16 protein-coding genes are annotated in these 21663 nt (G+C 60.6%); 9 read left to right on the forward strand and 7 right to left on the reverse strand.

Annotated elements, in window-relative coordinates:
- Positions 1–45 precede the first annotated feature (45 nt).
- The 3 genes from BM317_RS09815 to BM317_RS09825 form a co-directional block, all read right to left on the reverse strand.
- Positions 46–948, reverse strand: coding sequence for an ABC transporter permease (locus tag BM317_RS09815; protein ID WP_092474126.1), 903 nt, complete (start codon positions 946–948; stop codon positions 46–48).
- Positions 949–957: 9 nt separating this feature from the next.
- Positions 958–1875: an ABC transporter permease gene (locus BM317_RS09820; RefSeq protein WP_092474128.1), complete on the reverse strand. Its 918-nt coding sequence runs from the start codon at positions 1873–1875 to the stop codon at positions 958–960.
- A 104-nt stretch (positions 1876–1979) separates the two neighbouring features.
- Positions 1980–3500: an ABC transporter substrate-binding protein gene (locus tag BM317_RS09825; RefSeq protein WP_092474130.1), complete on the reverse strand. Its 1521-nt coding sequence runs from the start codon at positions 3498–3500 to the stop codon at positions 1980–1982.
- Between the two features lie 186 nt (positions 3501–3686).
- Here BM317_RS09825 and BM317_RS09830 point away from each other — a divergent pair, with 186 nt between their 5' ends.
- Positions 3687–4601, forward strand: a complete 915-nt coding sequence (locus BM317_RS09830; protein WP_092142397.1) for a LysR substrate-binding domain-containing protein — start codon at positions 3687–3689, stop codon at positions 4599–4601.
- 54 nt (positions 4602–4655) lie between these two features.
- Here BM317_RS09830 and BM317_RS09835 read toward each other — a convergent pair whose 3' ends face one another.
- A complete protein-coding gene (locus BM317_RS09835; RefSeq protein ID WP_092474132.1) occupies positions 4656–7565 on the reverse strand; it encodes a DUF4132 domain-containing protein in 2910 nt (969 codons plus the stop codon).
- 30 nt (positions 7566–7595) lie between these two features.
- Positions 7596–8036: a hypothetical protein gene (locus BM317_RS09840; protein ID WP_092165411.1), complete on the reverse strand. Its 441-nt coding sequence runs from the start codon at positions 8034–8036 to the stop codon at positions 7596–7598.
- A gap of 818 nt (positions 8037–8854) precedes the next feature.
- Between BM317_RS09840 and gcvA the strand changes: the two genes are divergently transcribed.
- The 3 genes from gcvA to BM317_RS09860 all read left to right on the forward strand — a co-directional run bounded on the left by gcvA (position 8855) and on the right by BM317_RS09860 (position 11452).
- Positions 8855–9760, forward strand: a complete 906-nt coding sequence (gcvA, locus tag BM317_RS09850) for a transcriptional regulator GcvA (RefSeq protein WP_092165413.1) — start codon at positions 8855–8857, stop codon at positions 9758–9760.
- A 68-nt stretch (positions 9761–9828) separates the two neighbouring features.
- Positions 9829–10656 carry a DMT family transporter gene (locus BM317_RS09855; RefSeq protein WP_092165414.1) on the forward strand — a complete coding sequence of 276 codons (828 nt, stop codon included), beginning with the start codon at positions 9829–9831 and terminating at the stop codon, positions 10654–10656.
- Between the two features lie 34 nt (positions 10657–10690).
- Positions 10691–11452, forward strand: a complete 762-nt coding sequence (locus BM317_RS09860; RefSeq protein WP_092165416.1) for a glucose 1-dehydrogenase — start codon at positions 10691–10693, stop codon at positions 11450–11452.
- Between the two features lie 113 nt (positions 11453–11565).
- On the opposite strand, the gene BM317_RS09865 is transcribed toward BM317_RS09860, so the two are convergent.
- Positions 11566–12816, reverse strand: coding sequence for an MFS transporter (locus BM317_RS09865; protein WP_092474134.1), 1251 nt, complete (start codon positions 12814–12816; stop codon positions 11566–11568).
- 445 nt (positions 12817–13261) lie between these two features.
- Here BM317_RS09865 and BM317_RS09870 point away from each other — a divergent pair, with 445 nt between their 5' ends.
- The 4 genes from BM317_RS09870 to BM317_RS09885 all read left to right on the forward strand — a co-directional run bounded on the left by BM317_RS09870 (position 13262) and on the right by BM317_RS09885 (position 17351).
- A complete protein-coding gene (locus tag BM317_RS09870) occupies positions 13262–14281 on the forward strand; it encodes a substrate-binding domain-containing protein (RefSeq protein WP_092474261.1) in 1020 nt (339 codons plus the stop codon).
- 154 nt (positions 14282–14435) lie between these two features.
- Entirely contained in the window at positions 14436–14861 is a 426-nt protein-coding gene (locus BM317_RS09875; RefSeq protein WP_092474136.1) for a YciI family protein, read from the forward strand.
- Between the two features lie 23 nt (positions 14862–14884).
- Positions 14885–15292: a VOC family protein gene (locus tag BM317_RS09880; protein ID WP_092165422.1), complete on the forward strand. Its 408-nt coding sequence runs from the start codon at positions 14885–14887 to the stop codon at positions 15290–15292.
- A gap of 316 nt (positions 15293–15608) precedes the next feature.
- The gene (locus BM317_RS09885) at positions 15609–17351 is read left to right on the forward strand and encodes an OPT family oligopeptide transporter (RefSeq protein ID WP_092474138.1); all 1743 of its coding nucleotides are present in this window, start codon (positions 15609–15611) and stop codon (positions 17349–17351) included.
- 8 nt (positions 17352–17359) lie between these two features.
- Here the strand turns inward: BM317_RS09885 and BM317_RS09890 are convergent, their stop codons facing one another.
- Positions 17360–18262 (reverse strand): LysR substrate-binding domain-containing protein, encoded by a 903-nt coding sequence (locus BM317_RS09890; RefSeq protein WP_092165426.1) that lies wholly within the window; start codon positions 18260–18262, stop codon positions 17360–17362.
- Between the two features lie 157 nt (positions 18263–18419).
- Between BM317_RS09890 and BM317_RS09895 the strand changes: the two genes are divergently transcribed.
- Positions 18420–21488 (forward strand): D-2-hydroxyglutarate dehydrogenase YdiJ, encoded by a 3069-nt coding sequence (locus tag BM317_RS09895; RefSeq protein WP_092474140.1) that lies wholly within the window; start codon positions 18420–18422, stop codon positions 21486–21488.
- Positions 21489–21663 lie beyond the last annotated feature (175 nt).

Consider the following 21663-nt stretch of genomic DNA (forward strand, 5'->3'; position numbering starts at 1 on the left):
TCGGTACCCTCTATTAGTAAGGCCGTCTATCAATAAGGCCGTCTATCAGTTGCGACCGTCGGGCAGGATCAGATCGCGCAGACCATCGCCGACCAGATTGATGCCCAGCACCAGAATCATCAGGGCGACGCCGGGAATGGCGATGACCCACGGGGAAAAGAACATGTAGGGTTTGCCTTCGGCGATCATCAAACCCCAGGACGGCGTCGGTGGCTGCACGCCAACCCCAAGGAATGACAGGGCCGACTCCAGCAGGATCGCGTGGGCCATTTCCAGCGTCGCCACGACGATCAGTGCGCCGACCAGATTGGGCAGGATTTCACTGACCAGGATGCGCAGGGTCGAGCAGCCCAGCGCCTGGGCCGAGGCCACATATTCAGCATCGCGAATCTGTTGCACCGAAGCCCTGACCACCACTGCGAAGCGATCCCATAACAGGCAGCCGAGCAGCACGATCACCACTTTCAGCGAGCCGCCCATCAACGAGGCAGAGGCCAGCGCGACCATCACGACGGGCATCGCCAGCCGGGTGGTGATCAGGTAGCTGATAAACGCATCGACCTTGCCGCCGTAGTAACCCGCCAGCAGCCCCATGACAGTGCCGATAAAGCCGGAAATCAGCGCCGCCGCGATGCCGATGAACAGCGAAATCCGTGCGCCGTAGAGCAATCGCGACAGGTAATCACGGCCCAGCTTGTCGGTTCCCAGGACGTATTCCCAGGTGCCGTTGGCCATCCATACCGGCGGTTTCATGCGCAGCATCACGTCTTGCGCATAAGGGTCGTGAGGCGCCAGCCACGGGGCGAAGAGTGCGCCGGTGAAGATGATCAGCAACAACACCGCGCCGATGGCGAAACCACGATGGCGAAAGCTCTTGCCAAGGACTCGGCTCAGGCTGCTGGGGGGTGGCAGGTAGTCATTGATCGCGAGGGTCGTGGGGATGCTCATGTAAGCCTCCTAGCGCACGCGGATGCGCGGGTCGAGCAGTGCGTTGAGCACATCGGCCAGCAAGGTGAGGATGATGTAGATCACCGCAATCAGCAGGACCACGGCCTGTACCACCGGAAAGTCGTCACGGGCGATGGCGTCCCAGGCGAGTTGTCCGATGCCTTGCAGGGAGAACACGGTTTCGATCACCACCGAACCGCCGAGCATGAAGCCGAACTCCACCGCTGCCAGCGCGACGACCGGAATCAAGGCGTTGCGCAGTGCGTGCTTGAACAACACGCGGGCAGGGCGCAGGCCCTTGGCGCGGGCGGTGCGGATGTAATCGGAGCTGAGCACATCAAGCATGCCGGCGCGGGTCAGGCGCATGATCGCCGGCGTCGCGTAGTAGCCCAGGGCAATGGCCGGCATGACGAAGTGCAGCAGGGTCGAGTTGCCGGACACCGGCAGCCACTTGAGTGTCACCGCGAACACCACGATCAACATCAGCGCGAACCAGAAGCTGGGCATGGCCTGGCCCAGTACGGCAATGCTCAATGCCAGTCGGTCGACCCAGGTGTCGCGCTTGACCGCGGCCAGCACCCCCAGTGGAATCGCCACCAACAAGGCGATGCCCAGCGCCAGGGCCCCTAACCCGAGGGTGATCGGCAAGCGGCTGGCGACCAGGTTGTAGACCGATTCCTGAAAGAAAAACGAGTTACCCAAGTCCAGTCGCATCAAATCGCCCAGCCAGTTGAAGTACTGGGTCGGTAGCGGTTTGTTCAAACCGTATTGCACGCGGATCTGTTCGATCTGTTCGCTGGTGGCTTCCGGTCCGCCAATGGCCGTGGCCAGGTCACCGGACAGGTGCAACAGGGAAAAGCTGATCACCGACACGGTAATGGCCACGCAAATAGCGATGCCCAGCCGGCGCAGAAGGAATCCAAGCATGGCAAGTTTCCTCATATCCAATGGATGGCAGGTGTGAGGAGGTGTCCGTGGTGCGGTTGGTCCGCAAGCCACGGCACCTCTCGATCAATCCGCTCGGTTGCGGATTACTTCCAGCTGGACTGAACGAAACGCGGCAGCTCGTCCGGGTACGACGTGAACGCCAGTTCGGAGGTGTAGGCGTAGTTCATCGAGTAGTTGAACAGCGGCGCCCAGTACGCCTGTTCGCTGATGCGCTGCAACGCCTTGCGGTAGTTGTCCTTGCGCAGTTGCGGGTCGAGGGCGTTGTCAGCGGTCTGCAGCCAGCCCTGGACTTGCGGATCCTTGATGTTGTCGTCCGGGTTGCCCTTGAACCAGGTGCCGGCCGACGCCGAGGTGTCGAGGATCGAGAACGAGCCCCAGGCCTGAAACGACATGGGCACCTTGCCGCCACGTTGCTGATCGCGCAGGGCGGCGTACTTCAAGAAGCGCAGCTTGGCGTTGATGCCCACGGCGCGCAGGTTGCCGATGATGGCTTCGACGTAGTCACGGTCGCGATAAGCGAAGATTTCGGTCTCGAAGCCATTTGGGTAACCGGCTTCGGCGAGCAGCGCCTTGGCTTTGGCCGGGTCGTAGTTGTAGACCGTGGCCGCGGAGGTATCGCAGCCGAACTGGCCTGGATAACAGGCAACCTGCAGGGGTTTGGCTTCGCCCCCTACCAATTGCGTGGCCAGCGCATTGCGGTTGATCGCATGGTTGATGGCCTGACGCACCTTGAGGTTTTTCATCGGCGAGTTTTCAGTGGAGGTGCCTCGCGCATCAAGAATCAGGAAGCCGATGCGCATGGTTTCTCCGCTGGTCACGGTCAGGTTCGACATACCTTTGAGATCGACAGCCTGGTCCGGGGTCACACGCCAGGTCCAGTCGACACCATCGGTCATCAACTCGGCCAGGCGGGTTTCGGCATCCGGGATCACCCGGAACTTGAGGTGGCCGATATGGGGCTTGCCTTGCGGGCTGTCCGGGAAGTAGTCCTTGTTGATCTCCATGGTCACGCCTTCGCCAGCCACCACCGACACCGCTTTATAGGGCCCGGTACCGATTGGCTTGCGGCTGAATTCCGCCAGGCCGACCTTCTCGAAATACTGCTTGGGGAACATCGGAACGGCGTTGGACAGGTATTCCAGCGCCGGAGGGAAGGGCTTCTTCAAATGCAGGCGGACGCTGTAGTCACCGGTTTTTTCGGCGCTCTTGATCCAGTCCACGTTTTGCACGGTCACGACTTTCGCTTCGGGCGACACCACGTAATTGAGGGTGAACACCACGTCGTCGGCGGTGAAGGCGTCGCCGTTGTGAAATTTGACGCCTTTGCGCAGCTCAAAGTCGATGGTGGTGTCGTCGACCTGTGTCCAGCGGGTGGCCAACATGGGTTTGTATTCGCCACTGTTGGGATCGCGGTAGATCAGGTTGTCCCAGATCAGCCGGCCGAGAATCACGCCTTCGCGTAGGTCGTTGTGATAGGGACTGATGTTTTCAGGCTCGCTGTCGGAAGCGTAAACCAGGGTGTCGTTGGCTTTACCGGCATGAGCCGGAAAACTGCTGATGAGGCCCATCAGCGCGATAGTGCAGGCGAAACCTTTGATGCCCATGCCGTCGTCTCCGTTGGCGAGAGTGGTTGAATCAAAGGGCAGCGAATCGCAAACGCGGAAAGGAGGGTAAAAAGACCAGGTCATGTTTTTTTTGATCTGGACACGAATGTAGGGAAAGGCTATCAATGCCACAAGAATAATATTTCGATACTTCCTTTGCCGAAAAGGCAAACCTTGGGGGCGCCGATGCAGCTGTATGGTGTGCAGTCCACGGCACTGCGCTATTTTCTTGAAGTGGCGCGATGCGGATCGATCAGCGAAGCCTCGGTACGGCTGAACGTCGCGGCGTCAGCGGTGAGCCGGCAGATTGCCAAGCTTGAATTGGCCCTGGATGCCAGCCTGTTCGAGCGTCGTGCCCGGGGCATGGTGCTGAGCGAGGCGGGGGCACGACTGGCGGCTTATGCGCGCAAGTCGCAGCTTGAGGCTGAGCAGGTGGTGCTGGAAATTACCGAGCTGCATGGCTTGCAACGAGGTCATGTGCATGTGGCCTGCTCGGAAGGATTTGCGCTGGAATACATGCCCAGGACCATCAGCGCGTTCCGGCGTGAGTATCAGGGCATTCATTTCACGTTGGAGGTCTGTGCGCCTGCCGAAGCGACCGAGAAGGTTCGCTCCGGCGAAGCCGATCTGGCGATGACCTTCAGCCTGACGCCGCAAAAGGAAATCAAGGTCGAACATGTCCTGAGCGGGGCGATTTTTGCCGTGGTCTCCAACGCTCATCCTCTGGCCGGGCGTGAAGCGGTCAGCCTCGCGGAGTTGCAACCCTGGCCCATTGCGTTACCCAAGGCCGACACCACGATACGGCAGTTATTCGACATCTGTTGCGGTGTGCAGGGGTTGTTGTTCGACCCGGTGTTGACCACCAATTACGTTGCCTCGCTCTATAGCTTCGTCCGCGAAGAGGGGGGCATCAGCCTGGCCAGCGAAATGACCTTGCACAAGCAGGTGGCGGACAAGGCACTGCAATGCTTGCCGATCCTCGACGAAGGCATGCATGCGCGGCGCATCGAACTGCAAAGCATGGCTGGACGCAATTTACCGGCAGCGGTTTGTGCATTCAGGGATTTTCTGATTGCGGATCTGGCGAAAGCCAAGCTCTGAGCCGGGTGAGTGTGTTTTCAATGCTTGAATGACGTCATTCGATTTTCTTGACCGTCAGCCGCCGCGCTGTATTTGCTCCAGGATCAGGCTATCGGTGATGCTCATGTCATCCAGCAACAGGAACATCTTGCTCAGCACCTCGGCCATTTTCTTGTCGGTGTCGGCGAACGGCAGGTAGAACTCCGTGACGTGGCTGCCTGCGGGCACGATGCACAGGTAATGGCCGGGTTCGATATGGATGGCGGCGCTGCCCAGATGAATGCGGTAGTTCGCACGCTGGCCGGTAATGTGCAGAAAATGTCCTTCGCATTTAACGTTTTGCAACCCTAGCCCTCGAATCAGCTCGCCGACCAGTTCGGCGCGTCGTTGCACGGTTTCGTGGCTGGTGCTGTAGTCGTCTGCGGCGTGGGCCACGGAGACCAGCAGGTCGGCGTCACGCATGACTTCCGAGAACAGCAGCGGCGGTACTTGCTCAAGGGGGATGGCTTTGTGGTCGCGGAGGAACGCAATCGTGTCGAAGGTAAAGTGTTCTGTTTCCGAGAGGTAATGACCGGTATCCAGAAAGTTGAACAGGGCGTAAATGCCGTGCTCCTTGCTCTCGTAATAGATGTCCTCGACGCTGGCGGTCGACCAGTTGCGCACCTGTAGCAACCGGGCGGCGACGTTGGCTTTCAGGCGGTGACCGGCAAAGCGGTTGGACCATAGGCCGGTGTCTCGCTCGGCCGGTGTGAGCAGGTACAGCTCGCGAAAGGCCTGTTTGAACGGCTGCACGCGGCGATGGGTCACCACGTCTTTCTGCCAGGCCGACAGTTGCCCTGCTGTGAACAGATGAAAAGGGTGAGCGATACGCAGAGTCTTTTCAGCGACGTGTTGGCGGCCTTCAAGGTCAGTCACCGTCAGCGTCGCGGCATCGAGCCAGCCCAGCGCAGCGTCGTCGGCCTGCACAATCAGTTGTTCCAGCAGCAGGCGAACGGCGGGCATTTTCAACAGCGGCTTCAGGTCGTCCAGGGCGAGGGTTTCGCCGCTGCTCATCATCGCTTCCAGGGTGCGGCAGAAGCGGCCGATCTGCTCCTTGAGCTGGGTCTGCTGCGTTTTGAGGGCGATGAAGTCTGCGTTCTTGCGAATCGCCGGCGGTGCGGTCTTGAGCGTCTTTGCGGCCTTGCAGATGTGCAGCGTGGGTGACAAGCCGTCGATGACGAGGGTGACGTCATAGTCATCGATGGTGGCGGCGGTCAGGGTGGATTCGGCGATCTCCGATTCCATGGCCCATTCCAGGCGAATCGCCGAGGGGTAGCCGGCGACACGCGCCAGGTTTTCCAGGCCTGCCTGCACCGCTGCGTGGGAGTTGGCCTGGCGTTCAGCGCCGTACTTGCGCACCTCTTTGTGCAGTTTCTTGAGCGTCAGATAACGCTGGCGTACATCGTCCGAATCCGTGACGGGCAGCAGGCCATAGATACGCATTGCCGCCTGTGCATGGCGGGTCAACTTCTTTTCCAGCGCGGCTCGACCGATGCCCTGGTAGGCGTTGAGCAGCACACGCGTCTCGGGAAATGCCCAATGCGAGGGTTCGAGCGCCGCGAGGTACTCGCGCAGGTGGTCTGGGTCGGCCTCGGCCAGCGCCTTGTCCAGCAGGTAGCGGTCCACCACGCCCACGGTTTCATCCAGCGTATTGGGCAGGTCGGTGCCCCAGCCGGATCGAGGTGCCAGTGCAATGTTCAGGTATTCGCGCTGGAAGGCTTGCAGATCACGCCAGCCAAGCGCGTCGAGCACCACCCGACTGGCTTGTCCGGCGTAGGGCAGGGCGGTCAGCAGGGTATTTCTTGAAAAGCCGGACAACGCCGCGAGCAGCGTTGCCGATTGGTCTTTGGGCAAATCCTGGAGCAGCAGGAAGCATTGGAGCACCGCGGCTGTATCGCCGAAGCTGTCAAAGTCATCCGGCGTCATGCCCAGTCGTTCGATGACCGCCAAGGCCTCTAGCAACCAGCGTGTCTGATACACCTCGACGGAGCGGAAGGTGTCAGCCAGCCTCACGGCGTTGTCGGGTAATCCAGCCAGGGCGTCCTCGACGTAACGAACGGTGAAGTTCGCCAGTTCCGAGGGCACCTCGGTGGGAGTGTCGTCAGGCTGAGATGACTCATCATCGAGGTCTTGCGGGTCATCGTCGTTTGAGTCGTCTTCGTCGAAATCTTCATCGACGTACCGATTCAGGTCCGCATCATCGCTGTCCAGTCCGGTGTCGTCTGAGTAGAACATCATGGCGCGGCCCCAGGTATTGGCCGCCCGAACGAAGCGCGGGTAATCGAGGCGACCTGCTTCCATCAGGCCCAGGGCGATGCGCCTGGTTTCCTTGTGCCCATAGATATACGCATCGGCGATTGTCCTTTGTTCACCACCCGGCGTTGAAGGGGGCTGCTCGCGGTTCCAGCTGCCATCCAGCAACCATTCGGCGAAGGTCTGCCAGGCCGGGGTGGACGGGTAATCGCTCAGGCGCTGGAGGCAGGCCTGAACATCGGGGAAGGCCCAGGCCTGGTCTGGGCTTCTTCGGTAATAGGCAGGGCCATCTTCGTCAGTGGGCAATGGATAGTCGCTGTCCTCGAAGGCAAATTGCAGCATGTGCCGCAGTCGGGCGCAGATCTGCTCCAGCCCATAGGCATCCGGATGAGCCGTGACCCAGGCATCGCAGAGTCGATGTTGCAGACCGTAGCGCTGTTGATCGCGACGGTCCTCCAGATCGTCCCAAACGGTCGGGAACACAAAACCATCAGCCAGTGCCTTGGGTCCATCCTTGGGATGCTGCCTGACCCAGTCATCGGCCAGGCGCAGGAAGTCGATGCCGTCCCAGAAGTCGGGCTCGAATTCGTCATGGTGGCTGAGCTCTGGATAGTCATCCAGCGCTCTATCACAGAATGCTCGCAGTGCTGCGAGGCGTGTGGCTTGTTCAGGCACAGGACGGCGTGACGGCATGATGTTGTCCGAAGAAGTGAGTAACGAGGATCAACCGCCAAGCAGCGGCACCAAGCGGATAAACGCGAGGGTGGAAGGGGGACTCAGTTCGATTGTCTCATCGAGTCCTTGCAGCATGACGCCGTTGTGCAGGACGCGGAACGCACGGCTTTCAAAACCCTTCAAGGCTCGTTCGACCTCAACGTCGACATCCAGGTCTGGAGGCGCGCTGGCCTGAGGCATGAGCACCGCGCCTTCACTGGCTTGTCGGAGAATGTCCCGCTCGCTCAGGTATTGGCGGTCGAGCACTTCACGCATCGACATCTGTTCCAGCCAGTGCTGGACCGACAGCGCGGCGATCTGCTCGGCAACGGTCAGGCGAATGAGCTCGGCGACTGTCAAGGTCGACGCGGTCGGCGTCAGGGTGACAGGGGGCAGCAAAGGCTCTTGGCGTGCGCCTTTCAGGCAATAGCTATGAACCACGAACTCCATGACGCGTTCCTTGCAAGCCAGGCCAGCCGGGCGGATGGCACCGTAGCATAGCCCTGTGTGCAATAAATATCATCGCGCCGCGTTCTCTTTTCATCTTGACGATATTCGCGGTCAGCCTCTCTCTGCCGAGCTACCGATGAACCTCTGTTGTCGGCGAAAAAACCGTAATGCTAAGGCTGGACAGTGCTCTTGGTGGAGACGATTTTGCCGTACCCTTCTATCGGCGAGGTCTCGACCACCGTCGTACGCTCGCTGCGACATTTGAACTTCACACCTTTGCGCGGCGCCATGACCCGGGCTGTCTCCATGCACATTGCCCTGGTAGCAAAGGTAGGCCCTGGTTTTCGCTCCTCGACACAACCTTCGATGCCACTGCAGATCGTCATCACAACAAAGTAAACAGTCATCATCTCAGTATTGCTCCCTTGCGCGATGCGAGTGATTACATCCTGTAGTTCAGGTCGGCTGGCCTAAACGTTTAGCGGGAGTTGCCTGCGGATAATGAGCTTCGATTTAAATAGCCAGCAATGGCACGTTGGTACCGCGCGTCGGGAAACTGTCGCTTTATTAATATATTTTTATTTCATTGATTTTTATGCCGGAAAATTGGCGTCATCCGTGCGCAGGGGAGGGGGTGAACGCGGGGGCCATGAACACCCGGGAACCCCTGTGGGAGCCGAGCTTGCTCGTGATAGCGTCGGTACATCCAACATCACTACAAGCTGACCCCGCGCCGGCAAGCCCGTCGTTGCACGGCTTGCCTACAACGACAGAGGCAAAGGCGCTAGCATGAGCGTTTACTCATAGAAGGGAACATCATGCGAAACCTTCCTCCTTCTTCGAGCCTGCGCGCCTTTGAAGCCGCTACGCGGCACGCCACGTTCACCGCGGCAGCAGAGGAGTTGCATGTCACACAGAGCGCAGTGAGCCACCAGCTCAAGCATTTGGAACAGCTCTGGGGACTGCAACTGTTTCATCGCGGTAACTCGCTGCACCTGACCTCGGCAGGCGCAGCGCTTGCGCCCATCGTGCGGGAGTTCTTCATGAAGCTCGAGGCCACCCTGGCCGATTTGCGCGAGCAAAACGGGCGGCAGCGGCTGAGTGTGAGCACGACCTATTCTTTCGCCTTGAAGTGGTTGCTGCCCAGGCTTCCTGATTTGGCGCAAGCGCATCCGCAAATCCTGCTTACCCTGGACAGCACCGATAGCCCCATCAACTTCTCGACGACAGACCCGGACGTGGCTATCCGCCTGGGCAACGGGCATTTCCCTTCGCTGTTTTCAGAATTCCTGTTCCGCGAGCAGATTTTCCCGGTCGCCAGCCCAGTGTTGCTTGCCCGCTTTGGTACGCCTCAAACGGCCGCCGAATTGCTGCGCTATCCACTGCTTACACGCGATGGCGCGGCGTTGGTGCCGAAATGGGAGCAGTGGTTTGCCCAGGTGGGCGTCGAGGTCACGACCTTGAAGGAAAGCATTCGCTACGCAGATACCAATATGACTATCGAGGCGGCGCTCTTGGGACAAGGTATCGCGCTGGCACGCAGCGGGCATGTCGAAGCCGAACTCAATGACGGCCGTCTTGAAAGGCTTTTCGAACTGCCGTGCGCCTCGCCTCTGGCGTATTACTTTGTATGCCCCAAAGGGATCGAGACTCAGCCTCATATCACCCGTTTTCGTCGTTGGCTGGTGACCCAGGCCCTGGACGCTCAGCACGCTTATGCATGAGGTTTTCCTCATGCAGGGATGAAGAGACTTCGCTTTTTCAGCGCTACTGGATCGGTCTAGGATGATGCATGCCCTTACACATCATCTGCCTCGTCTTGTTCGCCGCGCTGCTACACGCCAGCTGGAATGCCATGCTGCGTGGGGGCACCGACCGTTTGTGGTCCATGACCATCATGTGCGTGGCGATAGCCTTGGCGAGCGTCGTCGTGGCGATGCTGTTGGCGCTACCCGCCCGTGCCAGCTGGTTTTGCATCGGACTCTCCGCTGTATTGCACGTGGGGTACAACCTGTTCCTGGTGCGCAGTTACCAGTCCGGCGACCTGGGCCAGACCTATCCAATCGCCCGCGGTGTATCCCCGATCCTGATTGTCCTGGCCGCCTCGCTGTTCGCGGGCGAGCGCGTGGCGCCGAGTGGACTGCTGGGTATTGCGTTGGTGTCGACCGGAATCCTGTCGCTGGCTTATACCGGGCGCCGGCGGGCGTTGCCTGACTTGCCCTACGCACTGGGCACCGGTTTTTTCATCGCCGCCTACAGCGTTGTCGATGGCATAGGTGTTCGCCTCTCCGGGGCGCCAATGGCCTACACCGCCTGGATGTGCCTGTTGTGGGGCGTGATGATGCCCCTGGTTTATATCGGACTGCGGGATGCCAGAAGCCTCTTTGCCTTGCGGCCAGGTATCGCCGTGGCCTTCGCTGGCGGCCTGGTTTCATTGTTGGCCTACGGCGTCGTGATCTATGCCATGGCCCATGCCCCGATGGGGGCGGTGTCCGCCCTGCGCGAAACCAGTGTCATGTTCGCCGCTTTGATCGGGTACGCATTTCTTGGCGAAGCATTGACCTTGCGCAAGCTGTTGGCCTGCGCCGTCATTGCCCTCGGTACGCTGGTGATCGGCTGACGCCGCTTTTTTCATTTGGCTGTGAGGATTGACCATGAATGACCGTTCGCAAAAACCCGTGATCCTGATCACCGGAGGCGGGCGCGGGATCGGGGCGGCGACCGCCCTGCTGGCCGCTGAGCAAGGTTACGACGTCGTGCTGACCTACATCGCCGATGAGGCGTCGGCATTGGCGGTGGCAGCGCAAGTCGAAGCCAAGGGGGGCCGTGCCTTGGCAGTGCGTGCCGATAACGCCGACCCAGCCCAGGTTGCCGAACTCTTCGCCACCCTGGACCTGCGCTTCGGACGAATCGATGTGCTGGTCAACAACGCTTCGATATTGGCCCGCCAATCTCGCTTGGAGGATCTTGGTTTCGAGCGCATGCAGCGAATCTTTGCGGTCAACACCTTGGGCCCGATGCTCTGCGCGCAACACGCGACCCGGCGCATGGCCTACCGTTATGGCGGGCGTGGTGGTGCGGTCATCAATATCTCTTCGGCGTCAGCCCGCCTCGGCAGCCCGAATGAATACGTGGACTACGCAGCGTCCAAGGGGGCGGTTGAAACGTTCACGACCGGTTATGCCAAGGAAGTGGCCCGGGAGGGCATTCGTGTCAACTGCGTTCGCCCCGGGCATATCTATACCCAGATGCATGCGAGTGGGGGAGAACCGGGCAGAGTCGACCGGGTGAAGGAGACGATCCCCATGGGGCGTGGCGGCCAGCCGGAGGAGGTGGCGCGGGCCATTCTCTGGTTGGCGGGGCCGCAGGCTTCGTTTGTGACGGGGACCTTTCTGGATGTGACCGGAGGGAAGTAGGCGGCTATCAAGTGCTTCTTTCAAATGACAGCGTCCGATTATTGCCGCTGCACCACGATGTGCAGGTCAGCTTGATGCGTCTCCTGCAGGAAGGCGAGGTGCACAAGTGAAGGTCAGAAAACGGTTTTCTTGAAGGGGCGAGCGGGGATGCCCCGATAGAACGACAAAATGGCCAGCACCTGCACGATGACCGCTGCTGTCACGACAGCGACGATGGCGTGATTCGGATCAGTGAAGGCGGCGCGCAACAGGCCAAAAAAGGCCGGGGCGAAGGCGTAGGTGGCCTGGCTGATCGCAACCATCAGGGCGATCACCCTGGCGGTGTGTTCACGGCTGAACTCGGCCTGTGCTATCAGCGGCGGCAAGGAGGTGGCATTGCCAATGCCCGAACCGATCAGCACCACGGCTATCCAGGCCACTGTCGGGTGAAGGTCCAGGCCCAGAAGCATCAGCGTGCCCAGCATCTGTACGGTGTAACCGAGGCAAGCCAGCTGTCGGCGATTCATACCTTGGGTCATCAAGCGTGCGGCGACATATCGCCCGCCTATCGCACTGGCGGTGGCCAGGCCCATGGCGAATGAGGCGTCATACGCCCCCATGCGTCCCACCAGGATCGAGTACAGGTGCGCGATCAAGCCGATCTGGGCGAACAGCCCCAAGGACATGCCGGCTGCCAGGGTGCGGAAACTGGCCGACCTGAGCGTCTGCATGACGGTCCACGGCGCGGCGCTGGGGCTGATTGGTACGGGGGCCGGCGGGGCTGCATTGTCGGGATGTTGTCCCTGGCTTTGTGGGGTTTTGTTGAAAACCAGAAAGGCGAAAGCGCCTATGAGCAGCACGGCGATGACGCTGATCAGCGCCGCCGCCGGGGCAAAGCCGAAACGCTCGATCAGCCACACCCACAGCGGCGAAAAGATCACGCCTCCCAGGCTGGCGCCGTTATAGGCCTTGCCCAAGGCCTTGGGTCTTTCCTTGACGTACCACGGCGCGATGAGGGTGTTAACGGCCGCGGCCCCCAATGTCACCCAGCCGATACCCGAGCAGACGGCGCCGACATACAGCACCCAGGGCTGGTTGGCCTGCGCCCAGAGGTTCACGCCGATGCCCAGGACGATGCTGCCAAGCAAGGTGATGGCGGGGATGCCGAAGCGTGCATAAAGTCGTGGCAGGTTGGCGATGACCATCGTGCCGCTGAGAAAGTGCAAGGTCACGGCAGCCGAGACCTGGGCGATTGGCCAACCCGTGCGCTCAATGACCGCCTGCATATAAATTGGCGGGCCATAGAAGCCGATTCCCCAACCGATCATCGCCAGGATGAACGTGCAGGCCAGTACGGTTTTGCCAAAAAAACGGGTATGTGTCATCGCCATCTCCTCCAGGGTGGCTCGCAGACTATGCGCGCGACAGGCTCCTCACTTCGTGGTGCGTCGAACAATGGATGTCGAGCACGATGGCTTGGCCAGATCCAGGCCGGACGCGGCAAGGGTGGGCCTTCAGCGATCCGGAACTGATCAGAGGGCCGGGGCAGAAAGGATGTTACAAACTTGCTATTTCCCTTTTGGGCCGATGACAGCAGAGCCGACTATCCTTGCGGACACTGAACGTAAACGCTGCATCCATAAAAAAAGAGACGCCATGTCACATTATGATTGCGCCATCGGCTCCAGACCCGGCATCACGCGCGGTGATCGAACCTGTTTGATCAAGTCCCGGTTGCTCCGGATAGTTTCAATGACGATACTCTGTCTTTTCACGGCAACGCCTGGGTATGCCCAGGACCTGCCAGCCGCGACGGACACGCCGGTGACGGTGACGCAAGCGCAGGAAATGGTGGCCAAGGCCACCCTCGGCGCCGTTCCCTGGAGCGGCCCTGAGTCCGGCCCGCGGGCCCAGCGCGGCAAGAGCATCGCCATTGTCGCAGAAGATATGCGCAACGGCGGCATTGTCGGCGTCGCCCAGGGCGCCCGCGAGGCCGCCAAGGCGATGGGCTGGACGCTGAGGGTATTCGATGGCGCTGGATCCTCGGCCGGGCGTGCAAAGGCCTTTGCCGATGCCCTGGCGGCGAACCCCGATGGGCTCATCCTGTGTGGCGCCGATGCCCTTGAAAACAAGGCGGCGCTGGCTGTCTTCGCCGACAAGGGCGTGCCGGTGGTGGGCTGGCACGCCGGGGAGCGCCCCGGGCCGATTGTTGGCACGTCGATGGCCATGAACGTCACGACCGACCCGCTGGAAGTGGCTCGCATCACGGCAATGGCGGCAGTGGCGCAGTCGAACGGAAAGGCCGGAGTGGTGATCCTGACCGACTCCAGGTACAGCATCGCGATGGCGAAAGCCAAGGCCATGGAAAGCGTCATTCGAGCCTGTCGGGAGTGCTCGTTGCTGGAGGTGCGCGATGTCGCGATCTCCGAAAGTCGCGAGAAGATGCCGGCGATCACCACGGAACTGCTTCAGCGCCATGGCAAGCGTTGGACCCATACGCTGGCCATCAACGATATCTATTTCGACTATGCGGTTGACACCTTGGCCAGCGCCGCGATACCCCGCGACGGCATCAGTCTGTTGTCTGCCGGCGACGGTAGCGCTTCGGCGTTCTTGCGCATACAGGAAAAAAACTACCAGACCGTCACCGTGGCCGAACCGCTCAATGTGCATGGCTGGCAAGTGATCGATGAATTGAATCGACTGATGGCTGGCCAGCCGGTGAGCGGCTTCGTGGCACCGGTTCACTTGGTCAACGCCGACAATATCACCTTGGACGGCGGGACGAAGCTCCTGTACGACCCAAGCAATGGTTATCGAGACATCTATCGATTCCAGTGGAATCCCTGAGCGTTGGACGTGACTTCACGGCAGGGGAGCCTTGGCTCCCAGGCCGCCAGCAATCTATCGAAAAATAATCCCGTCGAGCTGTCGATTTCGACCATTGCCATTCGATTAGCCCGTAGAGCCGCCACAAGGGCGACCATTCTCAGGAGATACGAGTATGCGATTTATGGTGATCGTCAAGGCCAGTCCGGAGTCTGAAGCCGGAGAAATGCCCAGCGAAGAACTGCTGGCGGCCATGGGCGCCTACAACGAAGAGTTGGTCAAGGCCGGGGTGATGCTCGCCGGTGAAGGCCTGCATCCCAGTGCCGAAGGCGTGCGTGTGCAGTTTTCCGGCAAGAACCGGACTGTCGTCGATGGGCCCTTTGCCGAGACCAAGGAGCTGATCGCCGGCTTCTGGATCTTCAAGGTCCAGTCATTGCAGGAGGCCATCGACTGGGTCAAGCGTTGCCCGAACCCCATGGTCAGCGACAGCGAAATCGAAATCCGCCAGATCTTCGAACTCGAGGAGTTCGGCGAGTCCTTTACCCCCGAGTTGCGCGAGCAGGAAGATCGCTTGCGGGCGCAGATGACCGGTCAATCGTGACGCCGACGACAGGAGAACCCAGCATGAGAATCATCCCTTACCTGACCTTCAACGGCCGCTGCAAGGAAGCCTTTGCGTTTTACAAGGATGTGCTTGGCGGCGATCTGTTTTCCATGTCCTATGCCGAGGCGCCGGAGGACGTCGGCATGCCCAAGGACGCCAGCCTGATCATGCACGCCTGCCTGACCGTGGGCAATTTCAGCCTGATGGCGTCCGACTGCCCACCGGGCCAGCCGTATAGCAAACCACAAGGCGTATCGATTTCCCTCAATGTCGACAGCGTGAAGGAGGCCGAGCGGCTGTTCGAACGCTTGAGTGAGGACGGTCACGTGCAGATGCCCTTGGACAAGACCTTCTGGGCGGAACGCTTCGCCATGTTCGAGGACCGTTTCGGAATCGCCTGGATGGTCAATTGCGAGGGCCAGCCATAAGTCGAACGCTGCCTGGTCGCAATGCGCCGCCTGGCCCTTGGCAGCGCTCGCGACAGGCCTCACTTCCTGCCCATGGATTGACGATTCTGGCGAGTACGCTTGCCAGGTATTCCCTCCATCGTGTGAACCTTGCGCCAATACTGCGTTCACTTATTGAGTTGCCGCTTTACATGACCCAGTGGGAGCGAGCTTGCTCGCGATGACGGAGCGTCAGTCTCTATCCTTGTAACTGATCCACCGTCATCGCGAGCAAGCTCGCTCCCACAAGGGGGCAGTCTGAATCTGACGGTGGCCCCAGTGCCGATAAGGACTTCGCATGCACCCAACCTCATCCACTATCCCTTTGAACGCCACAGTCGAACGCGAACTCAGCCCGCGTGCGGTCAGTACGGGGATCGTCCTCGGTATCCTGCTGACACCTTCCAATGTCTACGCCGGGTTGAAGATCGGTTGGTCGTTCAACATGTCGATCATTGCCTTGCTGATCGGCTATGGCATCTGGCAAGGCTTGGCCAGTCGGTCAGTGGGGCGACTGCCCTGGACCCTGCACGAAAGCAACATCAACCAGACCGTGGCTTCCGCCGCGGCGTCGATCATTTCCGGTGGGCTGGTCGCGCCCATCCCGGCCTACACCCTGCTGACCGGCCAGCAGTTGGATGCCATTCCCATGGTGGCCTGGGTCTTTTCGGTGAGTTTCCTGGGGATCTGGATTGCCTGGTACCTGCGACCCTCACTGCTCAATGACAAGGCGCTGAAATTTCCCGAAGGCATGGCGACCCTGGAAACGCTGCTGCACATCTACAACCACGGCCACGAAGCCGCGACGCGTTTGAAGGTGCTGCTCAGCGCCGCGCTGCTGTCCGGGTTGGTCAAGGCGGTCGACACCTTCATGTGGGCCATCCCGCGCTGGTCTCCGAGCGCTCAACTGGAGCGCCTGACCTTTACCGCTGACCCTTCGCTGCTATTGGTGGGGTTCGGCGGGATCATCGGTATTCGCGTGGGCCTGACCCTGCTGCTCGGTGCTGTGCTGGCGTGGGGCGGGTTGGCGCCGTGGCTGTTGGAACAGGGCCTGGTGACGTTGCCGCACGGCAGCAGCGGCCCGCAGTTCGCGGCGCTGGTGGAGTGGTTGCTCTGGCCGGGGGTGAGCCTGATGGTCTGTTCGACCCTGGCCTCACTGGCGATTCGCTTGTGGGCATTGCACCGGTCCACCAAGGCGGGCGGCGGGGCGATCTGGACGATACCCAAGCCTGGGCCTGCCGCCGGTTTCGCACTGTCGATCATCCTGGTGGTCAGCCTGCAAGTGCTGTTGTTCGGTATCAACCCGTGGATGGCCTTGTTGACCATTCCCCTGGCGATCTGCCTGGCGGCGGTGGCCGCCCGGGTGGTCGGCGCCACGGGTATTCCGCCGATCGGGGCCATCGGGCAATTGTCTCAACTGAGTTTCGGCATCGTCGCCCCGGGGCAGGTGCCAATCAACCTGTTGAGCGCCAATACCGCCGGTGGTTCGGCCGGGCAGTGCACCGACTTGATGAACGACTTCAAGGTCGGCCGGGCGATTGGCGCCACGCCGCGTAAGCAATTGATCGCACAGACCTTGGGTATTTTCATCGGTAGCATCGTCGGCGTGCTGGCCTATCTGGCCCTGATCCCGGACCCGCAAACCATGCTGCTCACCGAAGAGTGGCCGGCCCCGGCGGTCGCCACCTGGAAGGCCGTGGCGCAAACCCTGACCCTGGGCCTGGATTCATTGTCAGCGAGCATTCGCTGGGCGATTTTCATCGGCGGCCTGGTGGGTTTGTTGTTGGGGATCCTCGACAGCCTGCTGCCAGCGCATCGGGCCCGCTACCTGCCGAGCACGGCGGCCCTGGGCCTGGCCTTCGTCCTGCCGGCCTCCGTGTCCTTGATGATGGCGCTCGGTGCGGTGCTGACGTGGCTGGTGAGCTGTCGCTGGCCGAGCCTCACGGAACGCTTCGCCATTACCGCGGCGGCGGGGTTGATTGCCGGGGAGAGCATTACCGGGGTGGGGGCGTCGTTGTGGCAGATGCTTGGCAATGGGTGAGGGCAACCTCAGTTGTCAGGAAATGGCAACGACAGAAGCCAGGCGCTGAAGGCCTTCAACGCCGGCAGGTGTTGGTATCGGCTCGCGTAGACAAGGTAATAGCGGCGTCCACTTTCCATTGGTTCAAACAGCGCAACCAGGTCGCCGCTCTTCAGTTCATCCTGGACCAGGATTTGTGGAACCAGCCCAATCCCGATCCCCGCCGACACGGCTTGGATCAGGTGGGCCGTGAGTTCGAAGCTCGGGCCGGATCGCATGTTGCGGTGGTCGACGGTGTGCTTGTCGAACCAGTCCGACCAGACACCCGGCCTTGATACAACGTTCAACAAGGCATGCTCGGCAACGTTCGCCGGCGACATTGTCCGGTACTCGGGCAGTGCGGTCGGGCTGGCGATCACCACCAGCTTTTCCGTGAGCAACTGATGTGCAATGTAGCCAGGCCACTCCCCCGAGCCTGCGCAGATGATTGCATTCATGTCATGGGTGGAGGATTGAACGTCTTCGCGGATGATCCTCGAATGTATGTGCACCAGCAGGTCCGGGTGCCTGGCATAGAATTCATGCATCCGCGGCAGCAGCCATTTGGAACCGAGGGTTGGCAGCACGGCCAGGTTCAATGGGCCGCTGTCGCTCTTGTAGGCGATGGCCTGCAACGTTGCGCTTCGAATACGCCCCAACGCGGCCGCCAGTTCGTGCTGATACAGCGCGCCGGCGGCGGTCAGTTCAATCTTTCGGCCTTCGCGACGGAAGAGTTCGATTTCAAGTTGCGCCTCCAGGGTCTGCACCTGTCGGCTGACGGCGCTTTGGGTCAGTGCCAACTCTTCCGCGGCCTTGGTGAAGCTGCCGTGGCGTGCGGCGGCCTCAAAGGCAACCAGCAGCGACATCGAGGGCGTCAGGCGTCTAGGGTTCATTCATAAAGCTCATGCAAAAACAGCAGGAATTACGTTTGCTCCGACCGTATAGGCAGGCAAGAATCATGAAAAACTTATGCAGCTGCTCGATACGTCCTGTACTGAGCATACGTAATGTGAATGCATAGATTAGCTTTTCAGCCTGTAGGAATACATCATGATTGCCCGGTTATCGCCTCCTGATCCCCAGAAAGCGACCTATGACGCTTTTCTGAATGCGCTCCAAGTGGCGGGGTTCCAAGGCGAGATTGCCCGCGACCATGGCGACCGGACGGTATTGGCCACCGACAATTCCATCTACCAGCGCCTGCCCCAAGCGGCGGTATTCCCCCTGGACGAACAGGACGTGATGATCCTGTCACGCCTGGCCGCCGAACCCGCGCACCGTGCGGTCGTGCTCACGCCACGCGGTGGCGGTACCGGCACCAACGGGCAATCGCTCACCGATGGTGTGGTGGTTGACCTTTCCCGTCATCTGAACAGCATCCTGGAAATCAACGTCGAGGAACGCTGGGCCAGGGTACAGAGCGGTGTGGTCAAGGATCAACTGAACGCAGCGCTCAAGCCCTACGGTTTGTTCTTTGCCCCCGAGCTCTCGACGTCGAACCGCGCCACGATTGGCGGCATGATCAATACGGACGCGAGTGGCCAGGGGAGCTGCACCTACGGCAAGACGCGCGATCACGTGCTCGAACTTTCGACGGTGTTGCTGGGCGGTGATCGTCTCACCAGTTCAGCTGTCGACGCCGCGCTGTTGCCGGCGTTGGTCGAGCGCCAGGATCGGGTGGGGGAGGTCTACCAGTGCGCGTTGGACATCGCCGATACCCACGCCGAGCTGATCAGGGACACCTTCCCGAAACTCAACCGTTGCCTGACCGGTTATGACTTGGCCCATTTGCGCGAAGCCGATGGGCGCTTCAATCTGAACAGCGTTCTTTGCGGCTCCGAAGGGTCCCTGGGCTTCATCGTCGAAGCCAAACTGAACGTCCTGCCTATCCCGAAATACTCCATCCTGGTGAACGTGCGTTACGCCGGGTTCATGGAGGCCTTGCGTGACGCGAAGGCGTTGATGGCAATGAAGCCGCTGTCGATCGAGACCGTGGACTCGAAAGTGCTGATGCTGGCGATGAAGGACATTGTCTGGCACGGCGTCGCCGAGTATTTCCCTGAAGACCCTGATACACCGACGCTGGGGATCAATCTCATCGAGTTCAGTGGGGATGACGAAGCGGCGGTTCAGCAGCAGGTTCATGAGTTCGTCCTGCACCTGCAGCGCGATACTTCCGTGGTCCGCTTGGGCCACACACTGGCCATCGGCGCCGATGCGCTCAAGCGTGTCTATGCGATGCGCAAGCGGGCCGTGGGGTTGTTGGGCAACGTCAAGGGCGAGGCCAGGCCCCAGCCGTTTGTCGAAGACACCGCTGTTCCACCCGAACACCTGGCGGACTTCATCCAGGCGTTCCGTGCGCTGCTCGATAGCCATGATCTGCAGTACGGCATGTTCGGTCACGTCGACGCCGGGGTCTTGCATGTGCGGCCGATCCTCGACATGAAGGACCCGGCCCAGGCCGCCTTGATCCGGCCGATTTCCGATGCGGTCGCGGCCTTGACGCAACAGTATGGCGGACTGTTGTGGGGCGAACATGGCAAGGGCTTGAGGTCGCAATACGTGCCCGATTACTTCGGTGATTTGTATCCCGCGCTGCAAGCGCTGAAGGCGGCCTTCGATCCATTCAACCAACTCAACCCAGGCAAGATCGCCACCCCGAGCACAGTGCCCGGCGCACGATTGACCCGCGTCGATGAAGTGGACATACGCGGTGCCCTGGATCGCACTATCGATGAACGTGTCTGGCAAAGCTATGACACGGCGGTTCATTGCAATGGCAATGGCGCGTGCTACAACTTCGACCCTGACGACGCCATGTGCCCGTCCTGGAAGGCGACGCGCAATCGCATTCACTCGCCCAAGGGGCGGGCCTCGTTGATCCGGGAATGGCTGAGGTTGCAGGGCGAGCAGGGTGTCGATGTACTGGCGGCCAGCGAGCGGGTTCGAGGGGCTGGCGGGGCGCCGGGCGTTGCGCGTCGGGCCGTGAATAGCCTGGCCCGGAAGATGGGGCAGCCGGACTTTTCCCATGAGGTCTATGAGGCGATGACCGGTTGCCTGGCTTGCAAATCCTGCGCGGGCCAATGCCCTGTCAAAGTGAATGTGCCGGAGTTTCGCTCGCGCTTCCTTGAGCTTTATCACAGCCGCTACCTGCGTCCCCTCAAGGACTACCTGATTGGCTCATTGGAATACACGGTTCCGTATCTCGCCAAGATGCCGCGGCTGTACAACTTCGTGATGAGTGCCTGGCCGATCCGCTGGGGGCTCGAACGTGTAGCCGGGATGGTCGATAGCCCGTTGCTCAGCCTGGTGGATTTTGCCGCCGTGTGCCGGCGCTGGAACGTGGAGGTGGCAACTCCGGAGCGCCTGGAAGCGCTTAGCGCTGAGCAGCGTGAGAAAAGTGTCATCCTCGTTCAGGACGCTTTCACCCGTTTTTTTGAAACGCCCTTGCTTGTTGACTGGGTTGAGCTGATCTCGAGGCTGGGCTACCGAGTCTTCCTGGCCCCGTACGCGCCCAACGGCAAGCCGCTTCAGGTTCAGGGTTTCCTGAACGCGTTCGAGAAGGCCGCCAGCTTCAACGGCCAGACCTTGCTCAGCCTCCAGCAGTATCGAGTGCCATTGGTGGGGCTTGATCCGGCGATGACCCTGGTCTATCGACAGGAGTATGCCAAGACACTGGATAGCGGCAACGCTCCCCAGGTGATGCTTGCGCAGGAGTGGCTGATGGATGCGCTGCCGGAAGATGCAGCAGTGGAGGAGGGAGAGCCTTACCACTTCCTGCCCCATTGCACGGAAAAGACCAATGAGCCAGGCAGCATCGGGCAATGGCAGAAGATTTTCCAGCGCATGGGGCTGACGCTTCAAGTGCAGGCCAGCGGCTGTTGCGGGATGTCGGGCACCTACGGGCATGAAGCGCGAAATGCTGGAACGTCCGACACGATCTACGGGCAGTCCTGGAAGCCGCTCCTGCAGAAACTCAATCAGTCGGGCAGGGTGGTCGCCGATGGGTACTCTTGCCGCAGCCAGGTGAAGCGGCAAGAGGGTGTCACTGTGCTTCATCCCCTGCAGGTTCTGTTGGCGCGGGTGAAAGAGATAGGCACAGATCCCCTGTGGGAGTGAGCTTGCTCGCGAAGGCGGTGGGGCAGGCAATGAAGCATGGCCGCTAAAGCCCCCTTTCTGGCCTCCCATAACCTAAACGCTGGAGTAGCGCTGCCGTAACGTGCACCTGACTGCGCGCGAAGGAGCGTTCTGATGAACCGTAGAACCTTTATGCTCGGCACCGCGGGAGTGGGTG

Origin of the sequence: Pseudomonas sp. NFACC24-1 (genome assembly GCF_900115235.1) — a bacterium.
Taxonomy (GTDB): domain Bacteria; phylum Pseudomonadota; class Gammaproteobacteria; order Pseudomonadales; family Pseudomonadaceae; genus Aquipseudomonas; species Aquipseudomonas fluorescens_AA.

Bases quoted from the DNA above. Each gene is read 5' to 3' on its own strand.
- BM317_RS09880 (WP_092165422.1), top strand. From the start codon at position 14,885: ATGAGAATCATCCCTTACCTGACCTTCAACGGCCGCTGCAAGGAAGCC.
- BM317_RS09835 (WP_092474132.1), bottom strand. From the start codon at position 7,565: ATGCCGTCACGCCGTCCTGTGCCTGAACAAGCCACACGCCTCGCAGCA.
- BM317_RS09895 (WP_092474140.1), top strand. From the start codon at position 18,420: ATGATTGCCCGGTTATCGCCTCCTGATCCCCAGAAAGCGACCTATGAC.
- BM317_RS09885 (WP_092474138.1), top strand. From the start codon at position 15,609: ATGCACCCAACCTCATCCACTATCCCTTTGAACGCCACAGTCGAACGC.
- BM317_RS09875 (WP_092474136.1), top strand. From the start codon at position 14,436: ATGCGATTTATGGTGATCGTCAAGGCCAGTCCGGAGTCTGAAGCCGGA.
- BM317_RS09865 (WP_092474134.1), bottom strand. From the start codon at position 12,816: ATGACACATACCCGTTTTTTTGGCAAAACCGTACTGGCCTGCACGTTC.
- BM317_RS09820 (WP_092474128.1), bottom strand. From the start codon at position 1,875: ATGCTTGGATTCCTTCTGCGCCGGCTGGGCATCGCTATTTGCGTGGCC.
- gcvA (WP_092165413.1), top strand. From the start codon at position 8,855: ATGCGAAACCTTCCTCCTTCTTCGAGCCTGCGCGCCTTTGAAGCCGCT.
- BM317_RS09830 (WP_092142397.1), top strand. From the start codon at position 3,687: ATGCAGCTGTATGGTGTGCAGTCCACGGCACTGCGCTATTTTCTTGAA.
- BM317_RS09840 (WP_092165411.1), bottom strand. From the start codon at position 8,036: ATGGAGTTCGTGGTTCATAGCTATTGCCTGAAAGGCGCACGCCAAGAG.
- BM317_RS09815 (WP_092474126.1), bottom strand. From the start codon at position 948: ATGAGCATCCCCACGACCCTCGCGATCAATGACTACCTGCCACCCCCC.
- BM317_RS09825 (WP_092474130.1), bottom strand. From the start codon at position 3,500: ATGGGCATCAAAGGTTTCGCCTGCACTATCGCGCTGATGGGCCTCATC.
- BM317_RS09855 (WP_092165414.1), top strand. From the start codon at position 9,829: ATGCCCTTACACATCATCTGCCTCGTCTTGTTCGCCGCGCTGCTACAC.
- BM317_RS09860 (WP_092165416.1), top strand. From the start codon at position 10,691: ATGAATGACCGTTCGCAAAAACCCGTGATCCTGATCACCGGAGGCGGG.
- BM317_RS09890 (WP_092165426.1), bottom strand. From the start codon at position 18,262: ATGAACCCTAGACGCCTGACGCCCTCGATGTCGCTGCTGGTTGCCTTT.